30 protein-coding genes and 1 tRNA gene are annotated in these 26278 nt (G+C 58.0%); 18 read left to right on the top strand and 13 right to left on the bottom strand.

Annotated elements, in window-relative coordinates; translation table 11 throughout:
• Positions 1-145: 145 nt before the first annotated feature.
• The 4 genes from HMPREF2847_RS01510 to HMPREF2847_RS01495 form a co-directional block, all read right to left on the bottom strand.
• On the bottom strand, positions 146-1702 hold the full coding sequence (locus HMPREF2847_RS01510; RefSeq protein WP_070851284.1) for a sensor histidine kinase: 1557 nt from the start codon (positions 1700-1702) through the stop codon (positions 146-148).
• Positions 1702-2394, bottom strand: coding sequence for a response regulator transcription factor (locus HMPREF2847_RS01505; protein WP_070834158.1), 693 nt, complete (start codon positions 2392-2394; stop codon positions 1702-1704). Before HMPREF2847_RS01505 ends, HMPREF2847_RS01510 begins: the two co-directional genes overlap by 1 nt.
• Positions 2395-2655: 261 nt before the next feature.
• Positions 2656-2829 (bottom strand): 50S ribosomal protein L32, encoded by a 174-nt coding sequence (gene rpmF / locus HMPREF2847_RS01500; protein ID WP_005511439.1) that lies wholly within the window; start codon positions 2827-2829, stop codon positions 2656-2658.
• 21 nt (positions 2830-2850) lie between these two features.
• Positions 2851-3117 carry a type B 50S ribosomal protein L31 gene (locus HMPREF2847_RS01495; protein ID WP_005511390.1) on the bottom strand — a complete coding sequence of 89 codons (267 nt, stop codon included), beginning with the start codon at positions 3115-3117 and terminating at the stop codon, positions 2851-2853.
• Between the two features lie 456 nt (positions 3118-3573).
• Here HMPREF2847_RS01495 and rpmB point away from each other — a divergent pair, with 456 nt between their 5' ends.
• The 7 genes from rpmB to HMPREF2847_RS01460 all read left to right on the top strand — a co-directional run bounded on the left by rpmB (position 3574) and on the right by HMPREF2847_RS01460 (position 8091).
• Entirely contained in the window at positions 3574-3810 is a 237-nt protein-coding gene (gene rpmB, locus HMPREF2847_RS01490; protein ID WP_016423274.1) for a 50S ribosomal protein L28, read from the top strand.
• Between the two features lie 3 nt (positions 3811-3813).
• Entirely contained in the window at positions 3814-3978 is a 165-nt protein-coding gene (rpmG, locus tag HMPREF2847_RS01485) for a 50S ribosomal protein L33 (RefSeq protein WP_005511413.1), read from the top strand.
• Positions 3979-3981: 3 nt separating this feature from the next.
• The gene (rpsN, locus tag HMPREF2847_RS01480) at positions 3982-4287 is read left to right on the top strand and encodes a 30S ribosomal protein S14 (protein WP_005511414.1); all 306 of its coding nucleotides are present in this window, start codon (positions 3982-3984) and stop codon (positions 4285-4287) included.
• A gap of 14 nt (positions 4288-4301) precedes the next feature.
• Complete coding sequence (rpsR, locus tag HMPREF2847_RS01475; protein ID WP_005511410.1) at positions 4302-4553, top strand: 30S ribosomal protein S18; 252 nt, start codon at positions 4302-4304, stop codon at positions 4551-4553.
• Between the two features lie 165 nt (positions 4554-4718).
• On the top strand, positions 4719-5654 hold the full coding sequence (locus HMPREF2847_RS01470) for an AEC family transporter (RefSeq protein WP_070851283.1): 936 nt from the start codon (positions 4719-4721) through the stop codon (positions 5652-5654).
• 47 nt (positions 5655-5701) lie between these two features.
• Complete coding sequence (locus tag HMPREF2847_RS01465) at positions 5702-6427, top strand: TIGR03089 family protein (protein WP_070851282.1); 726 nt, start codon at positions 5702-5704, stop codon at positions 6425-6427.
• A 53-nt stretch (positions 6428-6480) separates the two neighbouring features.
• Complete coding sequence (locus HMPREF2847_RS01460; RefSeq protein WP_070851281.1) at positions 6481-8091, top strand: FMN-binding glutamate synthase family protein; 1611 nt, start codon at positions 6481-6483, stop codon at positions 8089-8091.
• Between the two features lie 25 nt (positions 8092-8116).
• Here the strand turns inward: HMPREF2847_RS01460 and purE are convergent, their stop codons facing one another.
• From purE to HMPREF2847_RS01440, 4 genes are all read right to left on the bottom strand, one after another.
• Complete coding sequence (gene purE, locus HMPREF2847_RS01455) at positions 8117-8593, bottom strand: 5-(carboxyamino)imidazole ribonucleotide mutase (RefSeq protein ID WP_038629135.1); 477 nt, start codon at positions 8591-8593, stop codon at positions 8117-8119.
• Positions 8594-8723: 130 nt separating this feature from the next.
• Positions 8724-10013, bottom strand: coding sequence for a 5-(carboxyamino)imidazole ribonucleotide synthase (locus HMPREF2847_RS01450; RefSeq protein WP_083327292.1), 1290 nt, complete (start codon positions 10011-10013; stop codon positions 8724-8726).
• A 30-nt stretch (positions 10014-10043) separates the two neighbouring features.
• Complete coding sequence (locus HMPREF2847_RS01445) at positions 10044-10505, bottom strand: YdbT family protein (RefSeq protein WP_070851280.1); 462 nt, start codon at positions 10503-10505, stop codon at positions 10044-10046.
• Between the two features lie 6 nt (positions 10506-10511).
• Positions 10512-11369, bottom strand: coding sequence for a biotin--[acetyl-CoA-carboxylase] ligase (locus HMPREF2847_RS01440; RefSeq protein WP_080972820.1), 858 nt, complete (start codon positions 11367-11369; stop codon positions 10512-10514).
• A gap of 126 nt (positions 11370-11495) precedes the next feature.
• Here HMPREF2847_RS01440 and HMPREF2847_RS01435 point away from each other — a divergent pair, with 126 nt between their 5' ends.
• The 6 genes from HMPREF2847_RS01435 (at position 11496) to HMPREF2847_RS01410 (ending at position 18010) form a co-directional block, all read left to right on the top strand.
• A complete protein-coding gene (locus tag HMPREF2847_RS01435; RefSeq protein ID WP_070851279.1) occupies positions 11496-13136 on the top strand; it encodes an acyl-CoA carboxylase subunit beta in 1641 nt (546 codons plus the stop codon).
• A gap of 105 nt (positions 13137-13241) precedes the next feature.
• Entirely contained in the window at positions 13242-14870 is a 1629-nt protein-coding gene (locus HMPREF2847_RS01430) for an acyl-CoA carboxylase subunit beta (RefSeq protein WP_070851278.1), read from the top strand.
• Positions 14867-15127: an acyl-CoA carboxylase epsilon subunit gene (locus HMPREF2847_RS01425; RefSeq protein WP_070841149.1), complete on the top strand. Its 261-nt coding sequence runs from the start codon at positions 14867-14869 to the stop codon at positions 15125-15127. Before HMPREF2847_RS01430 ends, HMPREF2847_RS01425 begins: the two co-directional genes overlap by 4 nt.
• 123 nt (positions 15128-15250) lie before the next feature.
• Positions 15251-16156: an ABC transporter substrate-binding protein gene (locus tag HMPREF2847_RS01420; protein WP_070851277.1), complete on the top strand. Its 906-nt coding sequence runs from the start codon at positions 15251-15253 to the stop codon at positions 16154-16156.
• Between the two features lie 67 nt (positions 16157-16223).
• Entirely contained in the window at positions 16224-17225 is a 1002-nt protein-coding gene (locus HMPREF2847_RS01415) for a FecCD family ABC transporter permease (RefSeq protein WP_246821892.1), read from the top strand.
• Positions 17222-18010 (top strand): ABC transporter ATP-binding protein, encoded by a 789-nt coding sequence (locus tag HMPREF2847_RS01410; RefSeq protein WP_070851275.1) that lies wholly within the window; start codon positions 17222-17224, stop codon positions 18008-18010. The genes HMPREF2847_RS01415 and HMPREF2847_RS01410 overlap by 4 nt, the downstream gene beginning before the upstream one ends.
• 87 nt (positions 18011-18097) lie before the next feature.
• Here HMPREF2847_RS01410 and HMPREF2847_RS01405 read toward each other — a convergent pair whose 3' ends face one another.
• Together HMPREF2847_RS01405 and HMPREF2847_RS01400 are read right to left on the bottom strand one after the other, a co-directional pair.
• Positions 18098-18640: a hypothetical protein gene (locus HMPREF2847_RS01405; RefSeq protein ID WP_070851274.1), complete on the bottom strand. Its 543-nt coding sequence runs from the start codon at positions 18638-18640 to the stop codon at positions 18098-18100.
• A 2-nt stretch (positions 18641-18642) separates the two neighbouring features.
• Entirely contained in the window at positions 18643-18855 is a 213-nt protein-coding gene (locus HMPREF2847_RS01400; RefSeq protein WP_070851273.1) for a helix-turn-helix transcriptional regulator, read from the bottom strand.
• Positions 18856-19012: 157 nt separating this feature from the next.
• Here HMPREF2847_RS01400 and HMPREF2847_RS01395 point away from each other — a divergent pair, with 157 nt between their 5' ends.
• Positions 19013-19615: a Maf family protein gene (locus HMPREF2847_RS01395; protein WP_070851272.1), complete on the top strand. Its 603-nt coding sequence runs from the start codon at positions 19013-19015 to the stop codon at positions 19613-19615.
• A 65-nt stretch (positions 19616-19680) separates the two neighbouring features.
• Here HMPREF2847_RS01395 and HMPREF2847_RS01390 read toward each other — a convergent pair whose 3' ends face one another.
• Entirely contained in the window at positions 19681-20739 is a 1059-nt protein-coding gene (locus HMPREF2847_RS01390) for a Cj0069 family protein (protein WP_049171326.1), read from the bottom strand.
• A gap of 364 nt (positions 20740-21103) precedes the next feature.
• Between HMPREF2847_RS01390 and HMPREF2847_RS01385 the strand changes: the two genes are divergently transcribed.
• From HMPREF2847_RS01385 to HMPREF2847_RS01375, 3 genes are all read left to right on the top strand, one after another.
• Positions 21104-21988, top strand: a complete 885-nt coding sequence (locus tag HMPREF2847_RS01385; protein WP_048733645.1) for a sulfurtransferase — start codon at positions 21104-21106, stop codon at positions 21986-21988.
• A 420-nt stretch (positions 21989-22408) separates the two neighbouring features.
• Entirely contained in the window at positions 22409-24196 is a 1788-nt protein-coding gene (locus HMPREF2847_RS01380) for an acetyl/propionyl/methylcrotonyl-CoA carboxylase subunit alpha (RefSeq protein WP_070851271.1), read from the top strand.
• A 117-nt stretch (positions 24197-24313) separates the two neighbouring features.
• Positions 24314-24715 (top strand): hypothetical protein, encoded by a 402-nt coding sequence (locus tag HMPREF2847_RS01375; RefSeq protein ID WP_070851313.1) that lies wholly within the window; start codon positions 24314-24316, stop codon positions 24713-24715.
• A 30-nt stretch (positions 24716-24745) separates the two neighbouring features.
• Here HMPREF2847_RS01375 and cobF read toward each other — a convergent pair whose 3' ends face one another.
• Both cobF and HMPREF2847_RS01365 read right to left on the bottom strand, forming a co-directional pair.
• Complete coding sequence (gene cobF, locus HMPREF2847_RS01370; protein WP_070851270.1) at positions 24746-25594, bottom strand: precorrin-6A synthase (deacetylating); 849 nt, start codon at positions 25592-25594, stop codon at positions 24746-24748.
• The gene (locus HMPREF2847_RS01365; protein WP_016423292.1) at positions 25545-25826 is read right to left on the bottom strand and encodes a cg0963 family protein; all 282 of its coding nucleotides are present in this window, start codon (positions 25824-25826) and stop codon (positions 25545-25547) included. Before HMPREF2847_RS01365 ends, cobF begins: the two co-directional genes overlap by 50 nt.
• Positions 25827-26101: 275 nt before the next feature.
• On the opposite strand from HMPREF2847_RS01365, the gene HMPREF2847_RS01360 reads away from it, so the two are divergent.
• Positions 26102-26174: transfer RNA gene (locus tag HMPREF2847_RS01360), tRNA-Arg, on the top strand.
• The last annotated feature ends 104 nt before the right edge of the window (positions 26175-26278 follow it).

The raw sequence follows: 26278 nt of genomic DNA, 5'->3' as shown, positions 1-26278 counted from the left end.
CACTGTCTGTCTAACAATTGGCTGAGAGCAGTCTGCAGTCTCGCCGAAAATTCCCCGAATGAAACACCGAATCCCCGCCACGCACTTCCTTAAAAGGCTGCGCGCAGCGAGGATTACATCAGCTTTGACGTGGGGTTATGCGTTTCTAGCTAGGCTCTTGAGCGGAATCGGAGTCTTCATCTTTTCCGCTGTCCGGACTGCCCGGCAGCGTCACTCGCATCAAGGCACCGCCATCATCGGACTCATCGGCAGTAATCGTGCCCCCGTGGCGGACGATGACCGACTTCACAATGGCCAAGCCCAGGCCGGATCCAGGCATCGACCGCGACTGAATGGAACGGTAGAAACGCTCGAAGACCTTGTCTCGATCTTCCTTCGGGATACCTGGCCCCGAGTCCGCCACCGTGAATTGAGCAACAACCTCGCTGAGCGGCGTCAGACGAACCCGCACGATGCCATTTTCTGGCGACCACTTTGCAGCATTGTCCATCAAGTTCAAAACTGCGCGACCAAGACCCGCCGAATCCCCGTAGACATACCACGGAGCTGTCTGCACATCGAAAGTAATATCCGGACGACGACGCTCAACACGCGCCAGCGACGTGGCAATGATTTCGTCGACATCGACATGCTCAATAACCTGTTGCGGGCCATCTTCGCGTGCCAGATCAACGAGGTCACCGACCAACGTCGACAACTCTTCCAGCTGGGCGATGACGTCAGCTTCCAGATCCGCGCGATCCTCATCCGAGATTACCGCTCCCGAGCGGGAGGCCATCATCAGCAGTTCAATATTTGTGCGTAACGACGTCAGCGGAGTCTTCAACTCATGACCAGCATCTGCAACCAGCTCCGCCTGCTTAATGCGCGACGCTTGAAGTGCAGCCAACATCTCATTGAAGCTGCGGGTAAAGCGCGCAAGCTCATCGTCGCCCTCCACAGGGATTGGGCGCAGCTCATCAGTCTCCGTCACTCGCTCCGCGGCAATGCGCAGCCGCGTGACCGGACGCAGACCCGTTGTTGCCACTGTAATACCTGAGCCGATTGCGAAGAGGATGCCGATAGCAGAGATACTCAGCAGCACTGCACTGAGCGCTTTCAAGACCGACTGCGTCGAGCTCAAGTCCTGCGAGAGGATCAGCGTCGCACCGTCTTCGGCGCGGACAGCATATACGCGACGGCCGTTGTACTCATCAGTGCGAATCGATTCCTGTCGATTCCCCCGCAACACCGCCAGTTCGGGGCCACCAATAGAGATTGAGCCACCGCCCTTACCCGCCACACTGCCGTGGGCAAAGTACACCGCGTCCAAATCGGGGTTCAGAATCCTATTTGAGTCCGCTTCAAAGGAGGGGCCAATGGCAAACTCCGAAGCGTACGGTGACATAAGCAGCTTTTCCGCCTGGCTACGGAGGTTACTGTCCACCTCACGGTACAGCGCTGCCTGCACAGTAAAAAACGCAGCCAACGTCATCAGCCCCACCGACATCGCCACAATGAGCGCTGTCAGAATAGTCAGCCGCCAACGCAGCGAAGGGATACGCGAACTCCGCGGCAGGCCGGGAAGCGATTCCCCTGCCATCGTCTCAGCATTCGCGGACTTCTCTTGCTTACCGACGGTACCTTGCCCCGGAGTGGCCTCCGTGGCAGAACGCTGATTTGATTGCACGCCACCGCCGGTCGAACGACGACGGCGCAACATCACGGTGCGGTCTCCCGCATCACATAACCGACACCACGAACGGTGTGAATCAGACGCGGCTCTCCCTCTGCCTCCGTCTTGCGACGCAGGTAGCCAATGTAGACCTCCAGCGCATTGCCGGACGTCGGGAAGTCATAACCCCAGACATCCTCCAAAATAGCGGTACGGGAGAGTACACGCCGCGGGTTGCTCATCAGCAATTCCAGCAGCGCAAATTCTGTACGAGTGAGACTAATGCGGCGTTCACCCCGGAAGACCTCACGAGTTTCCGGGTCCAAGGAGAGATCCTCAAACTGCAGAGTTGCGGCATCCTCCATCGCAGGCACTTCCAGAGCAGAACGACGAAGGAGTGAACGCACACGAGCGAGCAGCTCTTCCAATGCGAAAGGCTTGGGCAGGTAGTCATCTGCGCCGGCATCAAGACCAGCTACGCGCTCGGAGACCGAATCGCGTGCGGTCAACATCATGACCGGCAGATCATCGCCTTCGCTGCGCAGCCGACGGCAAACATCGAGACCGTCGAGCTTCGGCATCATGACATCCAAAATGGCCAAATCCGGACGTTCCTTGGCAATCTTTTCCAAGGCCTCTGCACCGTCCTCGGCGAGCTCGACCGTGTAGCCATTAAAAGTCAACGATCGCCGCAACGCTTCGCGTACCGCTTGATCGTCATCAACTACCAAAATCTTCATACTGCCCATTGTGCCTTGAAAATATAAGGCGAGTGTAAATGTGACACAGATTCTTCGTGAGAGAGCTCCCATAAAACCTGGCCATAGAACTCAAACCGGGGCATAGAACTCAAAAAACCTCACCCCATCGCCGAGTACAGGCGATGGGGTGAGGTTTAAAAGCTCTCTATCAACTGTTCCTTACGCACTGAACGCACTCTGGGCGCGCGAAGCGCTCTGCGGTTCAGCGAGGAACGTTGTCAGCATCCTAAAAGATGCGCGTTAGAACTTCTCGACGTCAACCAGGCCGAGCTGAACAGCCTTGGCGATGCGACGAGGAACGTTGTAGACGCGGCCGTTTACCTTGACTTCCTGGAGAGCGACGTTGTTGCTCTTCCACTGGGAACGGCGAGCGCGGGTGTTAGCACGCGACATGCGACGCTTTGGTACTGCCATTTTCTTATTCCCCTCCTATTCTTAGTTCTTCTTCGCGCGGCGAATGCGGTTACCGTAACGACGCTGGAACTTCTCGACGCGACCAGCGGTGTCCATGACACGCTGAGCGCCGGTCCAGAATGGGTGCGACTCGCTGGTGACGTCAACGACGATCAGCGGGTACTCGTTACCGTCTTCCCACTCGACAGTGCGGTCGGAGGTGGCGGTGGAACGGGTAAGGAAAGAGTGACCCGTGCCTGCGTCCTTGAAAACCACCGGGTGGTAATCAGGATGGATGTCCTTCTTCATTAATTCTCGTTTCCCTCAGGATTGAACTTCAGGTCGCTTTCCCCCAGCTAAGAGCGAGAGAATCGTGCCTGAGTTGGGTACGAACACGACTTACAATGACACGCGCCAGGTCAATATCTCTACAAACCGGCATGTGACACTCGATGGAATATTACAGGCTCGAGCCCGAAAATTAAAAAAGGGCCCTACACTAAAGCCCGTCGACAAGCACGAACTCTATGATGCCGCTCGAGAGTCGCGCCGAGAAAACCACAGCGGAACAGCGATTAGGTTATCCCGCAACTCGTGTGTAAACTGTTCTCTCGCTGTTGTCTAGTTATTCGTTTACGCGCTCAGCGTCGAGTGTCAGTGGGCAGCGCCCCGGAAAAGGCCAGGTGGAATCCTCGGTTATTCAATAATCCGGCGTGGCGCACCAGTGATGTCGGCATTGGGCGGCAAGGAAGCAAAGGAATCCCTATGTCGGCGATTTGCCAGGTTACGGGACGCAAGCCGTCTTTCGGCAAGACCGTGTCCCACTCTCACCGGCGCACGTCGCGCCGTTGGAACCCCAACGTGCAGCGTAAGAAGTTCTACCTCGCCTCTGAGGGGCGTCACATCACTCTGAATGTGTCCCCGAAGGGTCTGAAGACCATCGACAAGTACGGTATCGAGGCTGTTGTTGCTCAGATTCGTGCACGTGGGGAGAAGATCTAAAAAATGGCACGTAATGACATTCGTCCAATCATCAAGCTGAAGTCCACTGCGGGCACCGGTTACACCTACGTGACCCGTAAGAACAAGCGCAATACCCCGGACCGTATCACCATTAAGAAGTACGATCCGGTTGTCCGCAAGCACGTCGAATTCCGCGAGGAGCGCTAATTCATGGCTAAGAAGTCCAAGATTGCCAAGAACGAGCAGCGCAAGGAAATCGTCGCTCGTTATGCAGAACGTCGCGCTGAACTGAAGCGCATCATCAAGTCCCCGCACTCCACTGACGAAGAGCGCATGGACGCACAGTACGAGCTGAACCGTCAGCCACGTGACGCGTCCCCGATTCGCGTCCGCAACCGTGACGCTGCAGATGGTCGCCCGCGCGGCTACCTCCGCAAGTTCGGTCTGTCCCGTGTCCGCGTTCGTGAGATGGCCCACCGTGGCGAACTCCCGGGCGTCCGTAAGTCCAGCTGGTAAGTCGAGGAGCACCAATGAAGCGCAATCACTCTAACAAGAAGGCGCGGATGGAGCAGTCCCGCCGCCCGAAGAAGAACCCGCTCAAGGCCGCAGGCGTTGAGAAGGTTGATTACAAGGACATTAACCTGCTCCGCCAGTTCATCTCTGACCGTGGCAAGATTCGTTCCCGCCGCGTCACCGGTCTGACTCCGCAGCAGCAGCGCCAGGTCGCTACCGCTGTGAAGAACGCCCGCGAGATGGCACTCCTGCCGTTCACCAGCCGCTAAAGATGGCTGGTCGGCGGGAGCCGATTATTCGAATACCCGCCGAAAGGCCTTATTTACGCGCTGGCCGCATGACGATACATGCGATAACAGCGTAAAACGGACTCAGTCCTTCCCCACCGAGGGGATTGGATTGGGTCCGTTTTTTATTGTCTAAAATATGCACTTATGCCCGCTCTCACCGAAATATTCACCGGCTTTGGTTCCGTCGCAGTACTGATCATTGTTGGCTGGTTGTTTGGGCGCAGTGAGATCGTCGATAAGCGGGCATCTTTTACCCTGAATATGGTCGTGTTCTGGATTGCGATGCCGTGCATGCTCGCGCACACGCTCGCGACGGCGGATTCGGCGAGCATCTTCGGTTCGGCGTTTGGCGTCGCGGCACTGTCGGCGCTTGGCACGGCGGCGTTTTACCGGATCTTTGTGGCACCCATGTTCAAACAGCGCGGTGCCGATGCTGTGGTCGGCGCGATGTCGTCGAGTTACAACAACGTCGCTAATCTCGGCGTGCCCATCGCAGTCGCAGTGCTTCACGACGCTACCGCCGTCGTCCCAGCCCTTATCTTTCAGATTGCCTTCTATGCGCCCGCTTCCATGACGGTGCTGGAAATCCTCACTAACCGCGGTCATTTCCGACCGCGCAATGTCATCATGGCACCGCTGAAGAACCCGATCTTTCTGGCGGCGATGGTGGGACTTGCGGTTAATGCGTTTGCTATCGAAGTACCTCAGTTCGTAGCGCATCCAGTGGGGCTATTGGGGCAGGCCGCGGTGCCAATGGCACTTTTGGCCTTCGGTATTAGTTTGCATGGCATGCCGTTTATGGAAGCCGGCCGCTCCCCTCGTCGCGCCGTTGTGGTGGCGTCTACGCTGAAGCTTTTCCTGCACCCCGCGCTGGCTCTCCTGTTCGGCCATTTTGTCTTTGGTCTCAGCGGGCATGCGCTGCTGGCAGCTGTGATTATCGCCGGCCTGCCGACAGCCCAGAACGTCTACACCTTCGCCTCCCGCTTCGGCCGGAACCTTGAGCAGGCGCGCGATTGTGGCGTGATTACGACAATCGCCTGCTTGCCGACGGTCCTTTTGTTCACCCTGCTGTTGAGTTAGGTGACTCTTCCCGACGGCCTGGAGAGAATCTCGTTACCCTTGGAGGCGTGGAGATTCTGAAGACACTTCTCGAGGCCGACCCGTCCGTGCCTCGTTTGACCTGTTATGACGAAACTACCGGCGGTCGTACCGATTTGTCGGCCCAAACCCTGGACAACTGGGCCAGCAAGATCGCCAACATGCTGCACGATGAGTTCGACCTCGTCGCCGGAGACCAAGTATGGATTGATTTGCCGTTAATCTGGCAGTCCGCCTGCATCATCCTGGGCTGCGAGCGTGCTGGCGTCACCGTTAGCGATGAAGAGCCGCTGGTCGTATTCACCACTGTCAGCAACGTCAGCACGTGGGAAGAGAAGTTCTCGGATGCCTACATCGCAGTGCTTACCGACGACCCCTTTGGCCGCGGTGTCGTGGAATGCGGTGATGATATTCCACCGGGAATCATTGACTTCGGTCCGGAAGTTCGTTTCCACCCAGACGCGTATCTAGGCGCAGGCCCGGACTCCGACCAAACCCCCGTTATTGGGGAGAAGTCTGCTGCTAATCTGCTTTCGTCGGCTGGAGACTACGCGGATGAAATGCAGCTCACGCCCGGTTCTCGCATTGTTTCCGACGGCTGGCTGGAACCTGATTCTTCACAGGTCAGCGCGGATAAATGGGCACGTAATGTGCTGTCCGCTTGGGTTCATGGAGGTGCTGCCGTCGTCGTGCGCGGTGGCGATAACGAGCGTGTCGCTGCTATTTCTACGGCCGAAAAAGCCCGTGTGATTTAATCACGTCCCCTCCGACGAGAGGCGCTTTCGGCAGTCGCGATAACCTGGAAACCGTGATTACCCGACCATATATTCTTGCGATTCTCGCCCTCATCAACGTCTTGGGCGCACTGGCTGTATGGGATTTGAGCCCGTGGTGGTGGATTCTGATGGCTTTCATCCTCTTCCTGGATGTTGTGGCTATCTATGACATGCTTCAGCGGAAGCACTCCATCTTGCGGAACTTCCCGGTCATCGGCCATCTGCGCTACATGGGTGAGACCATTCGCCCTGAGATGCAGCAGTACTTCATCGAGCGCAATTTCGACGGCGCTCCGTTCGACCGCGATACTCGTACCGTGGTCTACGAGCGTGCGAAGGGGCTGTCCTCAAAGAAGTCCTTCGGTACTGAGCGAAAGATTAACGCGCCCGGCTACGAGTACGTCCGCCACTCGATGGCGCCGAGCCAACACGTCATCGAGGATCCGCGCGTAGATATCGGTGGCCCGGACTGCACCCAGCCGTACTCAGCGTCTATCTTCAACATCTCAGCCATGAGTTTCGGCTCTCTGTCCCCTAACGCTGTCATGGCAATGAATAAGGGCGCGAAGCTGGGCAACTTCGTACAGGACACTGGCGAGGGCGCTATCAGCCCTTACCACTTGAAGTATGGTGCCGACCTTTATTGGCAGCTGGGGTCCGGTTACTTCGGTGCACGTACTGAGGATGGCGACTTCGACCCGGAACTCTTCCGCGAAAAGGCTACGATTCCGCAGGTCAAGGCGACCTATCTCAAAGTTAGCCAGGGTGCAAAGCCGGGACTCGGCGGCATGCTGCCAGGGCACAAAGTCAATGAAGAGATCGCGGCTACTCGCCACGTACCAGTTGGCAAGGGTGTGATGAGCCCGCCGTACCACCGCGTCTACTCCACCCCGCGTGAACTTGTTCGGTTTATGGGCACCATGCGTGAGCTCAACGGGGGCAAGCCGGTCGGTTTCAAGCTGTGTGTTGGCTCCCAGCTTGAGTTCCTCGCCGTGTGCAAGGCCATGCTGGAAGAGAACATCACACCGGATTTCATTATCGTCGACGGCGCTGAAGGCGGCACCGGCGCTGCACCACTGGAATACTCCGACCGCGTTGGCCTACCGCTTACCGACGGCCTGATTCTCGTCCATAACGCGCTCGTAGGTGCCGGTCTGAGAGATCGCATTAAGCTCGGTGCGTCCGGCAAGGTCATTACTGGCTTCGACATTGTGAAGCGCATGTGCATCGGCGCTGACTTTGTGAACTCGGCTCGCGGCATGATGATGGCCACCGGCTGTATTCAATCTCAGCTATGTCACACAAACACCTGCCCGGTGGGTGTGGCTACCCAGGATTCGAGCTTGTGGAAGGCCCTCGATGTCGACGACAAGGGTCAGCGTGTGGCCAACTATCACAATGCTACGGTCGCGGAAGCAGCTAGCCTATTGGCATCGATGGGCCTGAATAGCTTCTCTGAGCTGGGGCCATCCCACCTGCTGCGGCGCACCAATGAGCAGGTCGGTGAGACCTACGCGGAGCTCTACAACTGGCTGCAGCCAGGCGAGCTGCTGAGCGGAACTCGCTTCCACAACTGGGCCGAAGCCTGGGAGACCGCCGACCCGGACACGTTCCACTACCCCGCAGTTCATATGCGCGGGTAGCGTGGGGGGGGGCTGGCTGGACGCCCTACTCACCCATCAGCTTCTTGCGCAGGCGCTCGTCCTTTTCCAGGACTTCATCGCGCATATTGGCCTGGTAGTTCTCCATCGCCACAATGAGCTCCGGGTAACCAGCCGAGAGGATACGCACAGCCAGCAGGCCAGCATTCTTAGCGCCGCCCACGCCGACGGTTGCCACCGGAACGCCGCCCGGCATCTGAACAATCGACAGCAGCGAGTCGACGCCCTCCAGGTTCTCGAGTGCACGGGGCACGCCGATAACCGGCAGCGGAGTGGCAGATGCCACCATGCCCGGTAGGTGCGCAGCACCACCGGCACCTGCGATAATGCAGCGCAAGCCCTTGTCAGCGGCCGACTTTGCGTAATCAATCATGCGTTCCGGAGTACGGTGCGCAGAGACCACGCCTACCTCAAACGGAATTCCGAACTCAGCCAGTACCTCAGCTGCCGGCTCCATGGTCGGCCAATCTGAGTCCGACCCCATAATCAGACCAACCAACGGACCGGTTGCGTTGGCCAGCTTCGGGCTTGCCACCTGGTTTGCTTCAGCCAATGTTGTCTCCTTGAGATAGCAATCTAATTTTTAAAGGCGCTAGCTTTAATCGGCGCTAGCTTCATGCCGTGTAGCCGTCTGCCCATACTCCATCGACTACGTAACCAGCAGCTAGGTTGGCAATTCGACGGGTCTCGGCAATGCCCTCCGCGCTTGCGTCATAACCGCACAGGTTGACGTGACCCAGCTTACGTCCTGGGCGCCAATCCTTGCCGTACCAGTGAATCTTCACCGATGGGAAGCGGCGCCATACCTCAGCAAAGCGCTGCGCGATCGGCACGTCCGAGGCCTCTTCGCCACCCAGCGTATTGACCATCACCGTCACCGGTGCAGTCGGGCGAGTGGAACCCAGTGGCATATCAGCAACTGCACGCAGGTGCTGCTCAAACTGGCTGGTCTCACAGCCGTCCTGCGACCAGTGGCCAGTGTTGTGCGGGCGCATCGCCAACTCGTTGACAAAGATCTCCGGATTGCCATCGGCATCGACGGTCTCGAACAGCTCGACTGCCAGTGCACCGGTCACGCCCAGTTCGGAAGCGATGGTCACACTAAGCTTTTCGGCCGCGCTCGCAAGCTCGTCGGAAAGCCCTGGTGCCGGGCAGATCGCCTCGACACAGATGCCGTCACGCTGCACGGACTCGAGGACGGGCCAGGCCTTGACCTCACCCGACGGCGTGCGCGCACACATGGCCGACAGCTCGCGAACCAGCGCGACCTTCCGCTCGGCCATCAGAGGAACGTCCTTGCCCAACAGTTCGTCGACAAGCGTGTGCAAATCCTCGCGGTCCTTCGGGAACCACACGCCGTGACCGTCGTAACCGCCACGGCGGGCCTTCAGGCAGACGGCGCCGTCAACGCGGTCGAAGAAGGCCTCGGCATCCTGGACGGACTCGATAGCAGCGTAGGCAGGTACCGGAGCACCCAGTTCCTCCAGGCGCTGGCGCATCAGCAGCTTATCCTGCGCGTACAGCAACGCTGAAGGCTGAGGCTGAACCGAGTAGCCCATCTCGGTCAGCTTGTTGAGAAAATCGGTGGGAACGTGCTCATGGTCAAAAGTCACGGCCTGCGCACCAGCGACAGTGCGTTCAACGTCCTCCCAGACGTGGTAGTCGCCGATGATAACGTCCGCACACACCTGCGCTGCGGAAGAATCCGGCGAACCGGCAAGCAAACGGATGGACTGTCCCAGTTCAATGGCCTCAGTCTGCATCATACGAGCCAGCTGACCATCACCAATCACCGCCACAACCGGCACGCCATCAGCATGCGCGGGATGCTGCGCAGCAGTTAGCGCTGCAGCGGAATCAGAAGCGGAATTAGTGGAGTTTTCAGGGGTATCCGAAGCAATCACACCCCTGATTGTAGGTTATGACCCAAAATTCTAAGTCAACCGGGAGACCAACTTAGCCACCTTGCGGGAGCTGGGAATATCTTCCACAGCGAGCGGCGGGCCGAAGCTTCGCGTGTGCAGATACAACACTCCGCCTTTGCGATTGACCGCACGCACCGAACGCAGATCAATCGAGACCACCTGCGGACGCACAATGCCGCGGCGCAAAATAATCCGCCTATCAGTCAGCACAAACCGCTCCCCCAGCCAACTTAGTACCGGACGAACAACGCGCCAGAGAATAAGTCCCAGCCACGCAAACAGCAGCAGCTGACGCACACCCTGTAAGTCTCCCGGAGCAATCGCAGGGCCGTCGATAAAGCCAATCAGCAACCAGCAGACGCCAGTGATAACCATGAGCTCCAAGAGCGGCCACACCAGCCGACCAAAAGTTGGATTGGTGTCCAGCAGAATTGCCTCGCGCGTGTCCAACTCATCATCGGGAAAGGCCATACAGCACTACCTCCGGTCCGAGTCAGTCTGCGGGGATGCATAGCCGCCGTCAGTGGCACGAACATGGAACACGTCACCGGCCGCAACAAAGTGGCTTGTGCCAGCTTCGTCGGTGACAATCAATTCGCCGTCGGCACGCACACCAACCGCCTTGCCGACCAGCACGCGATCCCCCGGCAACTCCACGCGCACGTTCGAGCCGATGGTCGCGCACACCGCCTCGTAGTCCCGCAGCAACTCAGCATCGCCCTTTCGCCACTGTGCTTGACGACGTCCCAGCGCACGCAGCACACCAGCGGAGATGTCGTCGCGGTCGAGATTGTCTGCGCCCGCCAGGTATAGCGAAGTGGCGTGTGGCACAGGCAACTCGTCTTCCTGCAGAGAAACATTGATGCCGATTCCTGGAATGAGAGCTGGTGGCGTCAGCGAAGCAGCCTCTACCAGAATTCCGCAGAGCTTACGACCGTCAACCAGGACATCGTTCGGCCACTTCAGGGATACGCGCTCAGGCACCAGACCCACGACCTCTACGACAGCATCGACGACTGCGAGACCTGCGACTAAGGGCAAGAGCCCCAGCTGCTCCGGTGCGAGCCCTTGCGGGCGCAGCAGTGTGCTGAGCGCAATGGATGCACCTTCCGGAGCTGTCCAACTACGGCTCAGCCGACCGCGACCTGCGGTCTGCTCCGAGGCGATGAGCGCACTGAGATCTGCCACCTGCCCCAGTGCCGCCTGTTTCCGAAGGTCGGCATTGGTCGAACCAGTGGTTTCGACAACCTCAATGGAACTCCAGCCCGGCGCGGCTGCGCGCACACGCGCGGCATCAAGAGGCTTGCGGGAAGCAACAATTCGGGGGTCGGTCATGCACAGCAGTCTAGCGCTATGGCCGGATTCAGCGCGTCGAGGCCTTTCTCAAGGGGACGACAGCGTGAGAATCATCACAGCTCACCTGCTTTACTATTTTCCTTCTCAAACACTACATTCCATAACATGACTATTTCCTCACGTTTGGCGGCGGAGCAACACACCACCGCTTTTCTCAATGAAGACCTTCTACGCCGACGCACTGCTGCACTGACTCCGATGGGGTCGCGAGGCTACGACAAGCTCAAACTGACTGAGCGCATGAATGCCCGCGAGCGCATTGACTACCTGCTGGACGAAGGGTCTTTTGTCGAATTCGATGCGCTAGCACGCCACCGCACTACCGCATTTGGAATGGAAACCAAACGTCCCGTGACGGACGGAATTATCACCGGTTGGGGAACCATAGACGGCCGCGAGGTCTGCATCTTTTCCCAGGACGGCACAATCTTCGGTGGTGCACTCGGAGAGGTCTACGGCGAAAAGATGGTCAAGATTCAGGACCTTGCCATCACTACCGGCCGTCCCCTTATTGGCATGTACGAAGGTGCCGGCGCCCGCATCCAAGATGGCGCAGTCTCACTGGATTTTATTGCCCAGACGTTCCACCACAACGTTCGTGCCAGCGGCGTCATTCCGCAGATTTCAGTCATTTTTGGTGCCTGCGCAGGTGGAAATGCCTACTCCCCAGCGCTGACGGACTTCGTTGTCATGGTGGAGGAAAACTCCCGCATGTTTGTCACCGGCCCTGACGTAATTGAAACAGTCACCGGCGAAAAAATCAGCCAGCACGAGCTTGGCGGCGCCGACACACATATGGAAGTCGCCGGAAACTCCCACTACACCGCCACTAGCGAACAAGATGGACTCGACTGGGTCTGCGATTTGCTCGACTACCTCCCCAACAACACAACCTCCCCCGCGCCCAGCTGGGACTCCGACGCCAGTGACGAAATCACCGACACCGACCGCACCCTTGACAGTCTCATTCCCGACAGCCCTTCCACACCGTACGACGTGCATGAAGTCATCTACGCGCTTTGCGACGATGCGGAGTTCCTGGAAATCCAGGAAAACCGGGCAGCCAATGTCGTAATTGGCCTTGGCCGTCTCAACGGTCAATCCGTTGGGTTTGTCGCTAATCAGCCCATGGAATTTGCGGGCTGCCTAGATATCGATGCAGCGGAGAAGGCCGCGCGATTCGTCCGAACCTGCGATTGTTTCAACATTCCACTCGTCTTTCTCGTGGATGTACCAGGCTTTCTCCCCGGCTCGAATCAAGAACACCAGGGAATTCTGCGCCGTGGCGCTAAATTGCTCTATGCGTATGCAGAAGCAACCGTTCCTAAAATCACCGTCACCATGCGCAAAGCCTACGGCGGCGCGTATTGCGTGATGGGATCAAAGGGGCTCGGCGCGGATGTAAATCTGGCTTGGCCGACGGCACAGATCGCCGTGATGGGTGCCTCTGGCGCAGTACGCTTCCTCCATCGTGCCGAGATTCGAACCGCCACCGAAGCAGCTCTCGCAACAGACCCAGCGGCCGATAGATTTGGCACTCCCGAGAGTGTGAAAGAACTCATTGCTGAACTGGAAAAGGGATACGAGCAACACATGCTCACGCCTTATCGCGCCGCCGAACGGGGGTTAATTGATGAAGTCATCCTCCCCTCCGAGACACGAACTCGGGTGATAAAAAATCTGCGCCTTCTAACTTCAAAGAAAGTACCGTGGCCTGCGCGCAAGCATGGCAATATTCCACTGTAAGAGCAGGCTTTTTGCTGAACAACGAGCTAGTCATTACCCCTACTTTTGTTAACAGCGATTGCCCCCAACTACCTCCCCCCGTTTTCGAAACGTAAACTAGTTGGCATGACGACTGCCGCAAATACATCAACCGGTGAAACCCCGGATTTGACCACTACTGCTGGAAAACTGGCCGATCTGCGAGCCCGTCTCGCAGAGACCCAGGCCCCAATGGGCCAGGCCGGTATTGACCGCGTCCACAACAAGGGCAAGATGACCGCTCGTGAGCGTATCGAGTTCCTCTTGGACGAAGGCTCGTTCGTGGAGGTTGACGCTCTCGCACGTCACCGCTCCAAGAACTTCGGCCTCGATGCCAAGCGCCCTGTCACTGATGGCGTTGTGACCGGTTACGGCACCATCGATGGCCGCCAGGTCTGTGTCTTCTCGCAGGACGGCGCCATCTTCGGTGGCGCGCTCGGTGAAGTCTACGGTGAAAAGATTGTCAAGATCATGGATCTGGCCATCAAGACCGGTGTCCCAATTATCGGCATCAACGAGGGTGCTGGCGCCCGCATCCAGGAGGGCGTTGTTTCCCTCGGCCTCTACTCCCAGATCTTCTTCCGGAACACCCAGGCATCGGGTGTTATCCCACAGATTTCCCTGATCATGGGTGCCTGCGCTGGTGGACACGTCTACTCCCCGGCTCTGACCGACTTCATTGTCATGGTCGATGGCACTTCCAAGATGTTCATCACCGGCCCGGACGTTATTAAGACCGTCACTGGCGAAGAGGTCACACAGGACGAGCTGGGTGGCGCTGGCACTCACATGAGCACCTCCGGTACTTCGCACTACACCGCTGCTGATGACGAAGACGCTCTGACATTCGTTCAGGAATTGGTCAGCTACCTGCCGTCCAACAACCGCGCTGAGGCTCCTCGCATGGAGGCTGAGCCGTTCGAGGGCTCCATCGCTGACAACATCACTGAGACTGACCTCGAGCTCGACACCCTGATTCCGGACTCCCCGAACCAGCCGTACGACATCAAGGACGTCATCACCCGCCTGGTCGACGACGAGGACTTCCTGGAGATTCAGGAGGACTACGCACAGAACGTGGTCATCGGCTTCGGTCGCGTGGAGGGGCGCTCGGTAGGTTTCGTTGCCAACCAGCCGATTCAGTTCGCTGGCTGCCTCGACATCAAGGCATCCGAGAAGGCGGCTCGCTTCGTCCGCACCTGTGACGCCTTCAACATTCCGATCATCATGCTGGTTGACGTTCCAGGCTTCCTGCCGGGCACCAACCAAGAGTTCGACGGCATCATCCGCCGTGGCGCCAAGCTGCTGTACGCGTACGCTGAGGCCACCGTTCCGAAGATTACCGTCATCACCCGTAAGGCTTACGGCGGAGCTTACTGTGTGATGGGCTCCAAGGACATGGGCGCTGACATCAACCTGGCATGGCCGACCGCTCAGATTGCGGTCATGGGTGCTTCCGGTGCTGTCGGCTTCATCTACCGCAAGGAGCTCAAGGCTGCTGCGGCCGAGGGCAAGGATGTCGTCGCACTGCAGAAGGAGTACGAGGCAGAGTACGAGGCCACCCTGGTCAACCCGTACATGGCTGCTGAGCGCGGCTTCATCGATGCCGTTATCCCGCCGAGCGAGACCCGCGGCCAGATCATTGAGGGTCTGCGTCTGCTGGACCGCAAGGTTGTTAACGTACCCGCCAAGAAGCATGGGAACATTCCGCTGTGACCGATTCCAAAAACACCCCAGCAACCGAAGACAAGGACGCCGCTGCGGTCCCGGCTGCACCGTTCATGTCCGTCCTCAAGGGCAACCCGTCTGACGCTGAAACTGCCACGCTCGCGCTTTTGTTCGCGGGTATGGCAGCAGCTGGCGGTGCCCCAGAGGACCGCGGCCCGCGTAACGACTGGGGCCGGCTGGAAGAGGGGTTCCACCAGCCGCACCAGCACGTACCGGGTACGTTCCGCAACGTCCATTTCTACTAGTACAGCTACCGTTTACCGCGTAGTCGTTACCGCACGCTAACTGCGTCGATTCGCTAGCACGAAGCGCCATCATCGGGTTTTCCGACGGTGGCGCTTTAATCATTGACATTAAGATTTAAGGCCATGAAGATTAAGTCACTTTCCGCTGGACTATGCGCACTGATGCTATTCCTCGTCGGCTGCACTACCTCCGACGATGCCGCCGATACCCCCTCAGATAAATCGACTGGGGGTTCGGGCAACGTCGCTAAGCGAATCGTCTCACTATCCCCCACCGCTACTGAGACGCTCTATGAGATTGGCGCCGGCGACCAGGTTGTTGCAGTCGACTCGCTTTCCGACGTCCCCGAGAACGCACCTCGGCGCGACTTCAGTGGCTTTAATCCCAACCCAGAGGCCGTGATTGCAGAAGATCCGGATTTGGTAATTGCTAGCGACGACGCAAACGGCCTTGGCACCGCTCTGGATGCTGTCGACATTGAGTTGCTGCTCCTGCCCGCTGCCACAACTTTTAAGCAGGCATACGACCAGATTGAGCAAGTTGGTGAGCGCACCGGTCATGCTGATAATGCGCAAAAACTAGTTGGCAGGATGAAAAAAGAGATTGAGGCCACTGTCGACAGCGTTGATTCGGATATTCGCAATGCGGGACTGAGTTACTTCCACGAAGCGGATTCGACGCTGTACAGCGCTGGTGATGCCACCTTCATTGGTCAGGCCTACTCGTTGTTTGGTCTAAAATCCGTCGCTGGAGCGGGCGATGATTACCCACAGTTAACAAATGAGGCGATTATCCAGGCAAACCCGGATCTCATTTTCCTAGCCGACCATGGTGATGCCGGCGGCGTGACCGAGGAAGACGTTGCCTCCCGCCCCGGCTGGACCGAGATTTCTGCGGTGAAGAACAAGCAAATCATTCCACTCGATCCAAATCTAGCCAGCCGTTGGGGGCCGCGACTCCCACAGCTCATTCAGGAGATTGCCGAGGCATTGAAATCGCGTCAGCAGGTACCAACCCCGGCTCAGTAGCCGTATTTTAGCGTCACATTAACGACACGGTAGCGAGGAATTGTTGTCATTCATTCCCAAAGGCACCTTGCCTATTGCTCTTGCCTCAATTGCCTTAGCGGCAACGCTTGTGGTGGGCGTGTTCACCGGTGCCGCGCCCCTGCCGATAGCCGGCGTGTTTCACGCGCTCTCTGGCGGCCTCATTGGCGGGAATGAGGCTGCACTGACTGCTCGGCAGTCGGCGATGCTCTTTAATGTGCGACTTCCCCGCGTGGTGATGGCCGCATTGGTCGGCGCGGCTCTGGCCACTGCAGGTGCGGCTTACCAAGCGGTGTTCCGTAATCCGCTGGCGGATCCATACCTCCTCGGTATCTCTTCTGGAGCTTCCCTAGCCGTGACGATTGCAATCCTCTTCGGTGTAGCTTCCGCAGCGATTCCACTGATGGGCTTCCTCGGCGGTGTTCTCGCAGTAGCGGTCACTTACATAGCGGGCACGTCGCTGGGTGACCGTTCCTCTCCAGTTACTGTCATCTTGGCAGGTGTGGCGGTAGCTGCCTTCGCCAATGCAATGCAGCAGTTTCTACTGCAGCGCAACGAAGAGTCCCTCCGACAGGTCTACGGCTGGACGCTCGGTCAGCTCGGTACCGCGACGTGGAAATCCGTACTCACCGTGGCGCTACCGATTGCACTGGGCGTGTGCGTCATCGTCGCGTCGTCACGAAGCCTTGATGTGTTGAGCGTCGGGGATTCCGAGGCGGCATCGCTTGGTCTGAACGTGAAGCTCGTGCGTGTGGTGATGGTCTGCGCCGCCACTTTGATTACTGCCGCTGCGGTGAGCATGTCCGGACTAATTGGGTTTGTGGGAATCATCGTGCCACACACTTTGCGGCTTCTTGTCGGACCCGGGCATCGACTATTGCTACCCCTGGCGGTTCTTGTCGGCGCAATGTTCCTACAGCTCGCGGACATCGTCGGCCGAACGGTACTGGCACCCGCTGAGGTTCCGGTGGGCGTAGTTACTGCTGCAATTGGCGGACCATTTTTCCTCTATCTACTGCGCCGGTACGGCAAGTCAAAGGGACACTCATGACGCTCTTTCTGAACTGCCAGCACATCGAATTCCGCTACCCCGGCGCCGACGACCCATCGCTGCGAGACATTTCGCTATCGGCCCACAAGGGCGAGTGGCTAAGCCTTATTGGCCCGAACGGTTGTGGCAAATCCACCCTGCTGCGCTGCATCGCCGGACTCAACCGTTGCCACGGCGATATCGAAATCGCGGGTATTCGCCCACGAAATACTCCACGACGCAAGCTCGCTCAGAAAATCGCACTCATGCCACAACGCCCAATCGTCCCGGAGGGGCTACGAATCCGCGACTACATCGCTCTCGGTCGCACTCCGTATCGCGGTCGCGACGGCGGAATCGTCGACGCCGTGATGTCTCGTCTGGATTTGGTCGCTTATGCACAGCGCACGCTTAACGACGTCTCGGGCGGCGAACTCCAACGAGTAGTGCTAGCACGCGCCCTGGCACAGGAACCTGATGTCCTGCTTCTCGATGAACCCACTTCCGCCCTGGATATCGGCATGGCGCAACAGGTGATGGAACTGATCGATGATATCCGCCACGAATCTGGGTTAACCGTTATTGCAGCCGTACACGACCTGACTTTGGCGGGCCAGTACAGCGACCGTATTGCACTGCTGTCCGCTGGCCACCTGGTGTGCACTGGCACCCCTAACGAGGTCCTGACAGAAGCCACAATCGCGGAAGTATACGGCGCAACAGTGCAGGTAACAGAAATGGGCCCTCCGGTTGTGATTCCACAGCGCCCATCGTGGCAGCAGCATTTATTGAAAGACCGCGATTGAGCGAGAAGGATGCCGTCAGTTGGTGACAGCTGATTTGTCCGATTACTGACCTGAACTAGCCCTGGTCAGCTTTAATTCTCGTCGGCATTAGTTCTTGTCTTCCAGAGAGTCAACGCCAAGCTCATCATCAAGCTCACGGTCCAGACGGCGCTGATCGCGGTTACGAGCTGCTGGCCACACCACCTTGAACAGGAAAAAGACAAAAGCCAAACCGACGACAGCACCTACCACAGCGCCAGCGATGGATTCCCACGAAACCGATGGCACCCCACCAGCGCTCACCTCAGAGAGCATTTGCACTCTGATAAAACCGATCAGCCACAGCCCAATGACGACCACGACTGCTGCAATCTCCCCTTTTGTAAGACCATTAATCTTCGGCATTGGCACCTGACGTCGCAACCACCGCTGCGAAAACAGGAGACCAACCAGTGGCATCAAGATGATTGCCACAGTCACCCCCACCATCTTCGGCTCTGGAATGAGCCAAATCAGTACCGTTGCAAGCACGTAGTTAGCCCACATCATCATCGTGAACCCATACGTGTAGGACTTATGCAGCAACATCTGCTGATACTCATCGTCCACCGTGGCACTGTTGCGTTCAATTACGACATCCGCATAGGACATTGTCAGTTTCCTTCCTCACCAAAAATTTCTTCGACTGTTTTCCCCAGGACCTTGCAGATACGCAACGCCAAATACACCGAAGGCGAGTAATTTCCCCGCTCGATATTTGCAATGGTTTGCCGCGAGACTTCCACCTGCGTGGCTAAATCCGCTTGGCTTAGCTCCAGCCAGCGCCGGTATCTCCTGACATGGTTCGAACGATCTTCCCCACTCATCTGTGTACTTTCTTTAACTTGATGTCAACTTTACTTTACACCGTTAGAGGAGAGCTGCCATCTAAGAATCTGCGCATTTTTACAATCGGACCGACCCCACACATGTTTGCCACAAAAATTAGGCTTTCCCATTCCGACCTCACTAAACTCAGAAGCTATGAGCAGCCCCCGAATCATCCTGGCTTCCACGTCTCCTTCGCGACTGCACATTCTGCGCTCAGCTGGCATCGAGCCCATCACGGTCGCACCCAACGTCAACGAAGATGCCGTCATCGCCGCACTGCCGGACGCATCGCCGGTACGCATCGTCGAGGAACTCGCACAGGCCAAGGCACACGCTGTCTCTCCGGCCTACTCCAATGACATTGTCATTGGCGGGGATTCAATGCTGCTTCTCGACGGAAAGTTGCAGGGCAAGCCCCACACGGAAGAAAAGACCATTGAGCGCTGGCACCAACAGAGCGGCCGGACGGCTGAGCTGATTACTGGTCACTGTGTCGTGACGCCAAAGGGCGAGCACCTTGAGGTGGCGATTACTTCTCTCGATTTCGCTGAAGTCCCAGAAGAGGACATCCGCGCCTACGCTGCGACGGGCGAGCCACTGAAGTGCGCTGGCGCGTTTACCTTGGAGGCTCTAGGCGGCTGGTTTGTCGATGGCATCAATGGCGACTCATCCAGTGTGATCGGACTGTCGCTACCTGTCGTGCGCCGAGCTCTGTATCGCTACGGCTATTCGGTCTCCCAGTTCTGGAATAGGTAGGCATCGCAAGGACGTCGTAAAGCAAAAACCGCACCAAATTGGTGCGGCTTTCTTAGCTGTGGAGACTACTTGTTAGCAGCCTCAACGCGCTTGATGGCCTCCTGAGCAACGAGCTCCTGGATACCCATATCCAGCTCGGAGGTGAAGCCAACACAGGAACAGTTGATCTCGCCGAGAACGTAAGTGTCCTCGCCGTCCTCGCCGTCTGCCAGCATGAAATCAGCTGTCCAGATCAACGGGATATTGTCACCACCGAGGTTCTCAGCAATGACGGGGCGAGCCTCAGCAAACATATCGATGAGGTCCTGCCATTCTTCCGGCTTGTTGTAGGTGTACTTCGCGCCAGAGAACAAGGTTGCGGAGAAAGCGTCGCCGCCCTCGGCCGGCTTCTTGTGAACCACGAAGACCGGGTGCGGACCGACCAGCAGAATGCGAATTTCGCCTTCGGTGATGCGCGGCATGAAGCGCATGTCCACGAGCATGCCGTTATCGCCGATGATGTACTGGTCACAGAAATCCATGAACTCGCCAAGCTCGCGAGTCTCGGTGTGATTGTCCACGGCCTCGGTGCACTTCAGCTTGGTGTCCAGCGGCAGCGGGGTGCCCGGCTCAACGTTCTTAGCAACCTCTTCGTCAGCGATGCGCACACGCCAGATGCCGGACCCGGTGGAGCCACGGTTCTGTTTGAGGACGCGCTCGCCGTAGGACAGGGAGGTCGGGAAAGTGCTGTGGAATGCCTCGACGTCGTAGTAAGCAGCGGTGTCAGACGGAACCAGATCAGTATCCTTGAGCTTGACCAGTGCGTCCTTTGCGCCGTAAGCCATCATCTCGCCCGGGGTGGACATACCGACCAAACCAGCGACCGAGAGGCTGGTCAGAAGCTCGAAGTAGCCCCTCTCACCACCCGGGATGTTGCCCGGGTTAACGCGGGAGATGTAGCCGTCGAAGTTCTGAGAGACGTAGTCGTACAGGTCGTCCTTCCACTCTGGTCGGTAGTAGACGACCTCAGCGGACCAACCGGCTTCGCGGATAGCGTTGACGATTGGCATGGTGTCCTTGCGGTGTCCGTCGAAGTACTTGTCCGAGCCGCCCTCGATCTCGAATACAACAATGTTCTTGTGCACAGGCACTCCTTTTAAGAAAATACATGGACTTCCGGCACTCAATTGTCTCCGTAACGCAGCGAATACCCAGGCAGATAACCCATTTCAGCCCATTTTCCAGTGATACGAATCAACACAGTTTTTGCGCTAACTCTCAGCTAAATTTTAGGACACTACCTGGCCTCCAAGCGCGCTGAAAACACTCCTTTTACCCCCAACTGTGAGGCGTATCCCAGGGGTGGCCGCGGACGCAATTGTTGCCGTCGGAAAGCACTCACACCGGGGACTATTCCGCCGTTCGCCACGCGACCCGTAAACTAGATATGCAATTGACGATAAACGTCAGAAAGTCCCACCCACCCAACTTGCGCCAAGGGAGTATCCGATGGCTGTTCCGCACGACCCGCACCCCCAGTTCCAGCAGTACGCCCACCCTGAGCGCCTCGTCTCTAGCTCCTGGCTTGCTGCCCGACTGGGCTCTCCCGGTCTGCGCGTTGTTGAATCCGACGAGGACTCACTGCTTTACGACATTGGACATATTCCGGGCGCGGTTCGCATCGACTGGCATCACGACCTCAACGATCCTGTGCGCCGCGACTATATCGACGCCGAAGGCTTTGCCGAGCTCATGCGCGAGAAGGGTATCTCGCGCGATGACACCGTCGTAATCTACGGCGACAAGTCCAACTGGTGGGCCGCCTACACACTCTGGGTTTTCGAGCTTTTTGGGCATCCCGACGTGCGTCTGCTTAACGGTGGCCGCGATGCCTGGATGACTGAAGAACGAGACACGAGCTTCGAGGTCCCCAATTACCCACACACTGACTACCCTGTCGTCGAGCGCGACGATAAGACACTGCGTGCCTACTTCAGCGATACACGTGAACTCATTGGAAAGGCTCCGATTATCGACGTGCGCACCCCGGAGGAGTATGCCGGTGCGCGAACCCACATGGTCGATTACCCGCAGGAAGGCGTCCTGCGTGGTGGCCACATTCCAACCGCAGTAAACATTCCATGGAATCAGTCCGTTCACCCGAACTCGCGTTTCCGCGACCGCGAAGAGCTCGAGCAGATTTACGCGCACGTTCAATTTGAAGATGAGGCGATTGTCTACTGCCGCATCGGCGAGCGCTCCGCGCACACCTGGTTTGTACTGCACCACCTGCTCGGCCACGAGAATGTTCGCAATTACGACGGCTCGTGGGTTGAGTGGGGCAATATGATTGGCATGCCCATTGCCCACGGTTCGGAGCCGGGAAGCCTGTAGGCGATCGACGCAACCGGTGGGCGCTTCCCCCACCGTTTTTCCAGCGTCAGCGACTGGCGCTACACCGGAGATTTGGTTTCCCCCTGCCGCCCCCAATCAAGGGGGCGGCAGTTGCACTCTTGGGCGATAATTTTAGCCGCAAACCTAGGTTTTTGGGCGGAAAATAGCCACTTCAGCTGCCCCCATACTCACTTGAACGCTGCTCAAGGTCACAATCCCTACCCCCTTATGTAGCGAGCAAAAAGAGGTTGCTTACCGCACCTGTGACACAATGGAGGCATTGGGTCACACGCTGTTAGCTACCGCGTGGTTAACCGCATTGCGGTTCACCGCTCAGTTAACTGCAGTGCTGCTTGTGATTCCTACAAATGACTGTCGCAACCTTGCCCCGAGGGCCAATTCTCGGGGTGCCCACGAAAAATGGAGGATTTCGTGTCCGAGCAGACCACTGAAAAAATCACGAAGGTTCTCGTCGCCAACCGTGGCGAGATTGCCGTTCGCGTTATTCGCGCTGCGAAGGACGCAGGCATCCCTTCCGTCGCCGTTTACGCTGAGCCGGATGCGGACGCTCCATTCGTGACTATGGCGGATGAGGCTTTTGCTCTCGGCGGCACCACTTCCGCTGAGTCCTACCTGGTCTTCGATAAGATTCTGGATGCCGCAAAGAAGTCCGGCGCTAATGCCATCCACCCGGGCTACGGCTTCCTGTCGGAGAACGGCGACTTCGCAGAGGCCGTTGAGAACGCTGGCCTGATCTGGATCGGCCCGTCGCCAGAGTCCATCCGCGCCCTGGGCGACAAGGTCACCGCTCGTCACATCGCGCTGAAGGCTGACGCTCCGATGGCTCCAGGCACCAAGGAACCGGTTAAGGATGCAGACGAGGTCGTCGCGTTCGCTAAGGAGCACGGTCTGCCAATCGCCATTAAGGCTGCTTTCGGTGGCGGTGGCCGCGGCATGAAGGTCGCACACAAGATGGAAGAGGTCGCTGACCTCTACGAGTCCGCTACTCGCGAGGCCGTTGCCGCCTTCGGTCGCGGTGAGTGCTTCGTAGAGCGCTACCTGGACAAGGCACGCCACGTCGAGTGCCAGGTTCTCGCTGATAAGCACGGCAACGTCGTTGTCGCCTCCACCCGTGACTGCTCTCTACAGCGTCGTTTCCAGAAGCTCGTCGAGGAAGCACCTGCTCCGTTCCTGACCCCGGAGCAGGATGAGCGCCTGCGCCAGTCCGCTAAGGACATCTGCCGCGAGGCTGGCTACTACGGTGCTGGCACCGTTGAGTACCTGGTCGGCGCTGACGGCCTGATCAACTTCCTCGAGGTCAACACCCGCCTGCAGGTGGAGCACCCGGTCACCGAGGAAATTACCGGCCTCGATCTGGTCCGTGAGCAGTTCCGCATTGCCGAAGGCAAGGAACTGTCCATCAAGGAAGACCCGGAGATGCACGGTCACGCTTTCGAGTTCCGCATCAATGGCGAGGACGCCGGCAGCAACTTCATGCCGGCTCCGGGCACCATCACCAAGTACATCGAACCGTCCGGCCCGGGTGTCCGCATGGACACCGGCATCAAGGAGGGCGATGTCATCGGCGGCCAGTTCGACTCCATGCTGGCCAAGCTGATCGTCTGGGGCGAGAACCGTGAAGAGGCTCTGCGCCGCTCCGCTCGCGCCCTGTCCGAGTACCAGGTTGAGGGTCTGGCAACGGTCATTCCATTCCACCGCCACATTGTGGAGAACCCGGCGTTTGTCGGCGATGGCGAGAAGTTTGACGTCTACACCAAGTGGATTGAAGAGGAATGGGACAACCCAATCGCTCCGTACGACGGTGACTCTGAGACTGACACCGACACCGTCCCGGCTCAGAAGGTTGTCGTCGAGATTGACGGCCGCCGCGTCGAAGTAGCCCTGCCGGGCGACCTGGCTCTGGGCGGCGGCAACACAGGTGCCAAGAAGAAGAGCAAGAAGAAGCGCGCTGGCGGTTCCAAGAAGACTGCTTCCGGTGACGCTGTGGTTGCTCCGATGCAGGGCACCGTCATTAAGGTCAACGTCGAAGAGGGCCAGGAAGTCTCCGAGGGTGACACCGTGGTTGTCCTTGAGGCCATGAAGATGGAAAACCCAGTCAAGGCTCACAAGGACGGCGTTGTCACTGGTCTGGCTACCGAGGCTGGCTCGGGTGTCGGCAAGGGCGATGTCCTGATGGAACTGAAGTAGTTCTAAAGCTCTAAGCGGGGCTGGTTGCGATGGGATTCGCAGCCAGCCCCGCTCGATTCTTTTCAGCCCCTCCCCCGACGCTCTTAAACACTGTTCAGGACGTCTAGAGTGGACGGTATGGAACCCATGGAAGTAAATGCCGGCCGTTTCTACTGCCGCCCCCTGCGCCACGATTCCCGCGTCGATGACGCCCCGGTCGCAACCCAATTACTCACAGAATTGGTCCCTGACTCCGTCGCCGAGTTCCTTCGCAACTCCACCACCGAGTGGGAAAACGACACCGCCTACCGCTTTGCAGTTGCCGAGCAGACGAACGTCGAGATGCTCGCATTAGCGACGGTCGAGGTCATCGATGCCGACCATGTCAGCATCACCGTCCGCCCCGCAGGCGACCCCACACGCGTGTTGCCTAACGACGATCAGGTCCTCACCAAGGTAACCGTCGCCGACGGCGTCGAAGCTGCCGAAAAAGCCCTCCACCGATGGGCAGAGGGCTTCTTGGGTAAGAAAGTCAGCTAGCCGAACTAGCGCGGCTGCGACTGCTCAGTCCTAGGCGCCGGAGCGCAGCAGGTAGATATCCATAATCCAACCGTGCTCCGCACGTAGCTCCTTTTTCAGCTCCGCAATCTCTTCGCCGACATCGCCAACACGACCACGGCGGAGCGTCTCCAGCTCCGTTCCCAGGAATGCACCCCAGAGAATCTCTTCCTCCGGGTCCGCGTGCTCGAGCCAGGCTGCACCGCCATCGAGCATTACCACCGCATCCGTACCAGGTGCGCGCTCCCCCAGGCGCCGACCAGTGGTAATCAACACCGGCTTACCAATCTGGTTCAGGCACTCTCCATGCGCTGCGGTCAGCGCGGAAATCGCTGTCACACTGGGGATAACTCGCGAGCGCACGTCCACCCCAAGGTCGCGGACGCGCTGCAAAATCCGCAACGTTGAGTCGTACAAGGAGGGGTCGCCCCAGACCAAGAACGCACCGCGGCGCTTGCCCTCTCGTCCGAGGTGAGCGACGAAGGCGTCGGCAAGCAGCTCTGCACGGCGCTGATGCCAGTCACGGACGACTGCGCCGTAGTTATCGGGCGTGCGGTCACGTGGCGGGTCAGGAACGGCAACGAGGTCGACATGCGGCGCATGCTTATCGACGATCGCCTGTCGCGCAGCCAACAAGTCCGCTTTGACATCGCCTTTGTCGAGAGCAAAAACTACGTCGACATCAGCAAGAGCGCCGATAGCCTCGAGCGTAATGTGGCTCGGACTACCGGCGCCGATTCCGATGACGTCTACATCGACATACCCGCTGTATACAGGGCTCTCAGCCTGAGTGCGGGCGACGTCGTTTCGACTAGTGATTGGTCGGATCTCCCTCGTAACCGAACTGTTCAGCCATCTCATCCGGAGACAGGCCAGCCATCGAACCCTGGAGGTTAGCCGAAGCGGCCTGCTTCAGGTAAATCTCGCAAGCGTTGGCCATGTACTTGGAGTCGTACACGTTCATCTCCAGAATCGGAGTCAAAGAGCCATCATCTTCCATGCGCGAAACCAGAAGGTGCGGCTTATCTGAGTCCGTGGTCATGGAGCACTTAATCTTGACACCGTTGACATCCGTGAAAGTTGGCTTAATCATTTTGTCATCCTCCTCCAAAACAGCGACCGGAAAATAAGTAGCGCTGTTGCGACCGCAAGCGCAAGAAAGTCGCTCGTTATAAACCATGTTAGCCGGATTTTCGACGGCACCGCCGGGCGCAAAAACACTTGGGGGTAATAGGGGGCTTCCTGCATGTTTGCATGTCAGGCCGAGGACCCAATTGCCACTAGAGCTCGCAGATGCGTTAAGGTTATGAGGTAATTTTTCCGGGAGCTGTTGATGGAATTTTCCCGCTACTTCCCCGGAAGATTATTGCCCTAGTAGCTCAGTGGATAGAGCACGGCTCTCCTAAAGCCGGTGTCGGAGGTTCGATTCCTCTCTGGGGCACAAATACCCTCGTGACCTTTTACTTATAGGGCGCGAGGGGTCTTTGTTTTTCTGACGCCCGGCCACTACGCCCGTTACCTTGTGAGTGTCCCTGATAATGGGGA

It is taken from the genome of Corynebacterium sp. HMSC074C03 (assembly GCF_001838285.1).
Lineage (GTDB): Bacteria > Actinomycetota > Actinomycetes > Mycobacteriales > Mycobacteriaceae > Corynebacterium > Corynebacterium amycolatum.
The sequence above is the reverse complement of the archived record's forward strand: the minus strand, read 5'-3'. Positions and strand labels throughout refer to the sequence as shown.

Coding starts and splice junctions, on each gene's coding strand:
- HMPREF2847_RS01510 (WP_070851284.1), bottom strand. CDS start 1,702: ATGTTGCGCCGTCGTCGTTCGACCGGCGGTGGCGTGCAATCAAATCAG.
- HMPREF2847_RS01505 (WP_070834158.1), bottom strand. CDS start 2,394: ATGAAGATTTTGGTAGTTGATGACGATCAAGCGGTACGCGAAGCGTTG.
- rpmF (WP_005511439.1), bottom strand. CDS start 2,829: ATGGCAGTACCAAAGCGTCGCATGTCGCGTGCTAACACCCGCGCTCGC.
- HMPREF2847_RS01495 (WP_005511390.1), bottom strand. CDS start 3,117: ATGAAGAAGGACATCCATCCTGATTACCACCCGGTGGTTTTCAAGGAC.
- rpmB (WP_016423274.1), top strand. CDS start 3,574: ATGTCGGCGATTTGCCAGGTTACGGGACGCAAGCCGTCTTTCGGCAAG.
- rpmG (WP_005511413.1), top strand. CDS start 3,814: ATGGCACGTAATGACATTCGTCCAATCATCAAGCTGAAGTCCACTGCG.
- rpsN (WP_005511414.1), top strand. CDS start 3,982: ATGGCTAAGAAGTCCAAGATTGCCAAGAACGAGCAGCGCAAGGAAATC.
- rpsR (WP_005511410.1), top strand. CDS start 4,302: ATGAAGCGCAATCACTCTAACAAGAAGGCGCGGATGGAGCAGTCCCGC.
- HMPREF2847_RS01470 (WP_070851283.1), top strand. CDS start 4,719: ATGCCCGCTCTCACCGAAATATTCACCGGCTTTGGTTCCGTCGCAGTA.
- purE (WP_038629135.1), bottom strand. CDS start 8,593: ATGGGGTCGGACTCAGATTGGCCGACCATGGAGCCGGCAGCTGAGGTA.
- HMPREF2847_RS01445 (WP_070851280.1), bottom strand. CDS start 10,505: ATGGCCTTTCCCGATGATGAGTTGGACACGCGCGAGGCAATTCTGCTG.
- HMPREF2847_RS01440 (WP_080972820.1), bottom strand. CDS start 11,369: ATGACCGACCCCCGAATTGTTGCTTCCCGCAAGCCTCTTGATGCCGCG.
- HMPREF2847_RS01435 (WP_070851279.1), top strand. CDS start 11,496: ATGACTATTTCCTCACGTTTGGCGGCGGAGCAACACACCACCGCTTTT.
- HMPREF2847_RS01430 (WP_070851278.1), top strand. CDS start 13,242: ATGACGACTGCCGCAAATACATCAACCGGTGAAACCCCGGATTTGACC.
- HMPREF2847_RS01420 (WP_070851277.1), top strand. CDS start 15,251: ATGAAGATTAAGTCACTTTCCGCTGGACTATGCGCACTGATGCTATTC.
- HMPREF2847_RS01410 (WP_070851275.1), top strand. CDS start 17,222: ATGACGCTCTTTCTGAACTGCCAGCACATCGAATTCCGCTACCCCGGC.
- HMPREF2847_RS01405 (WP_070851274.1), bottom strand. CDS start 18,640: ATGTCCTATGCGGATGTCGTAATTGAACGCAACAGTGCCACGGTGGAC.
- HMPREF2847_RS01400 (WP_070851273.1), bottom strand. CDS start 18,855: ATGAGTGGGGAAGATCGTTCGAACCATGTCAGGAGATACCGGCGCTGG.
- HMPREF2847_RS01395 (WP_070851272.1), top strand. CDS start 19,013: ATGAGCAGCCCCCGAATCATCCTGGCTTCCACGTCTCCTTCGCGACTG.
- HMPREF2847_RS01385 (WP_048733645.1), top strand. CDS start 21,104: ATGGCTGTTCCGCACGACCCGCACCCCCAGTTCCAGCAGTACGCCCAC.
- HMPREF2847_RS01380 (WP_070851271.1), top strand. CDS start 22,409: ATGGAGGATTTCGTGTCCGAGCAGACCACTGAAAAAATCACGAAGGTT.
- HMPREF2847_RS01375 (WP_070851313.1), top strand. CDS start 24,314: ATGGAACCCATGGAAGTAAATGCCGGCCGTTTCTACTGCCGCCCCCTG.
- cobF (WP_070851270.1), bottom strand. CDS start 25,594: ATGAGATGGCTGAACAGTTCGGTTACGAGGGAGATCCGACCAATCACT.
- HMPREF2847_RS01365 (WP_016423292.1), bottom strand. CDS start 25,826: ATGATTAAGCCAACTTTCACGGATGTCAACGGTGTCAAGATTAAGTGC.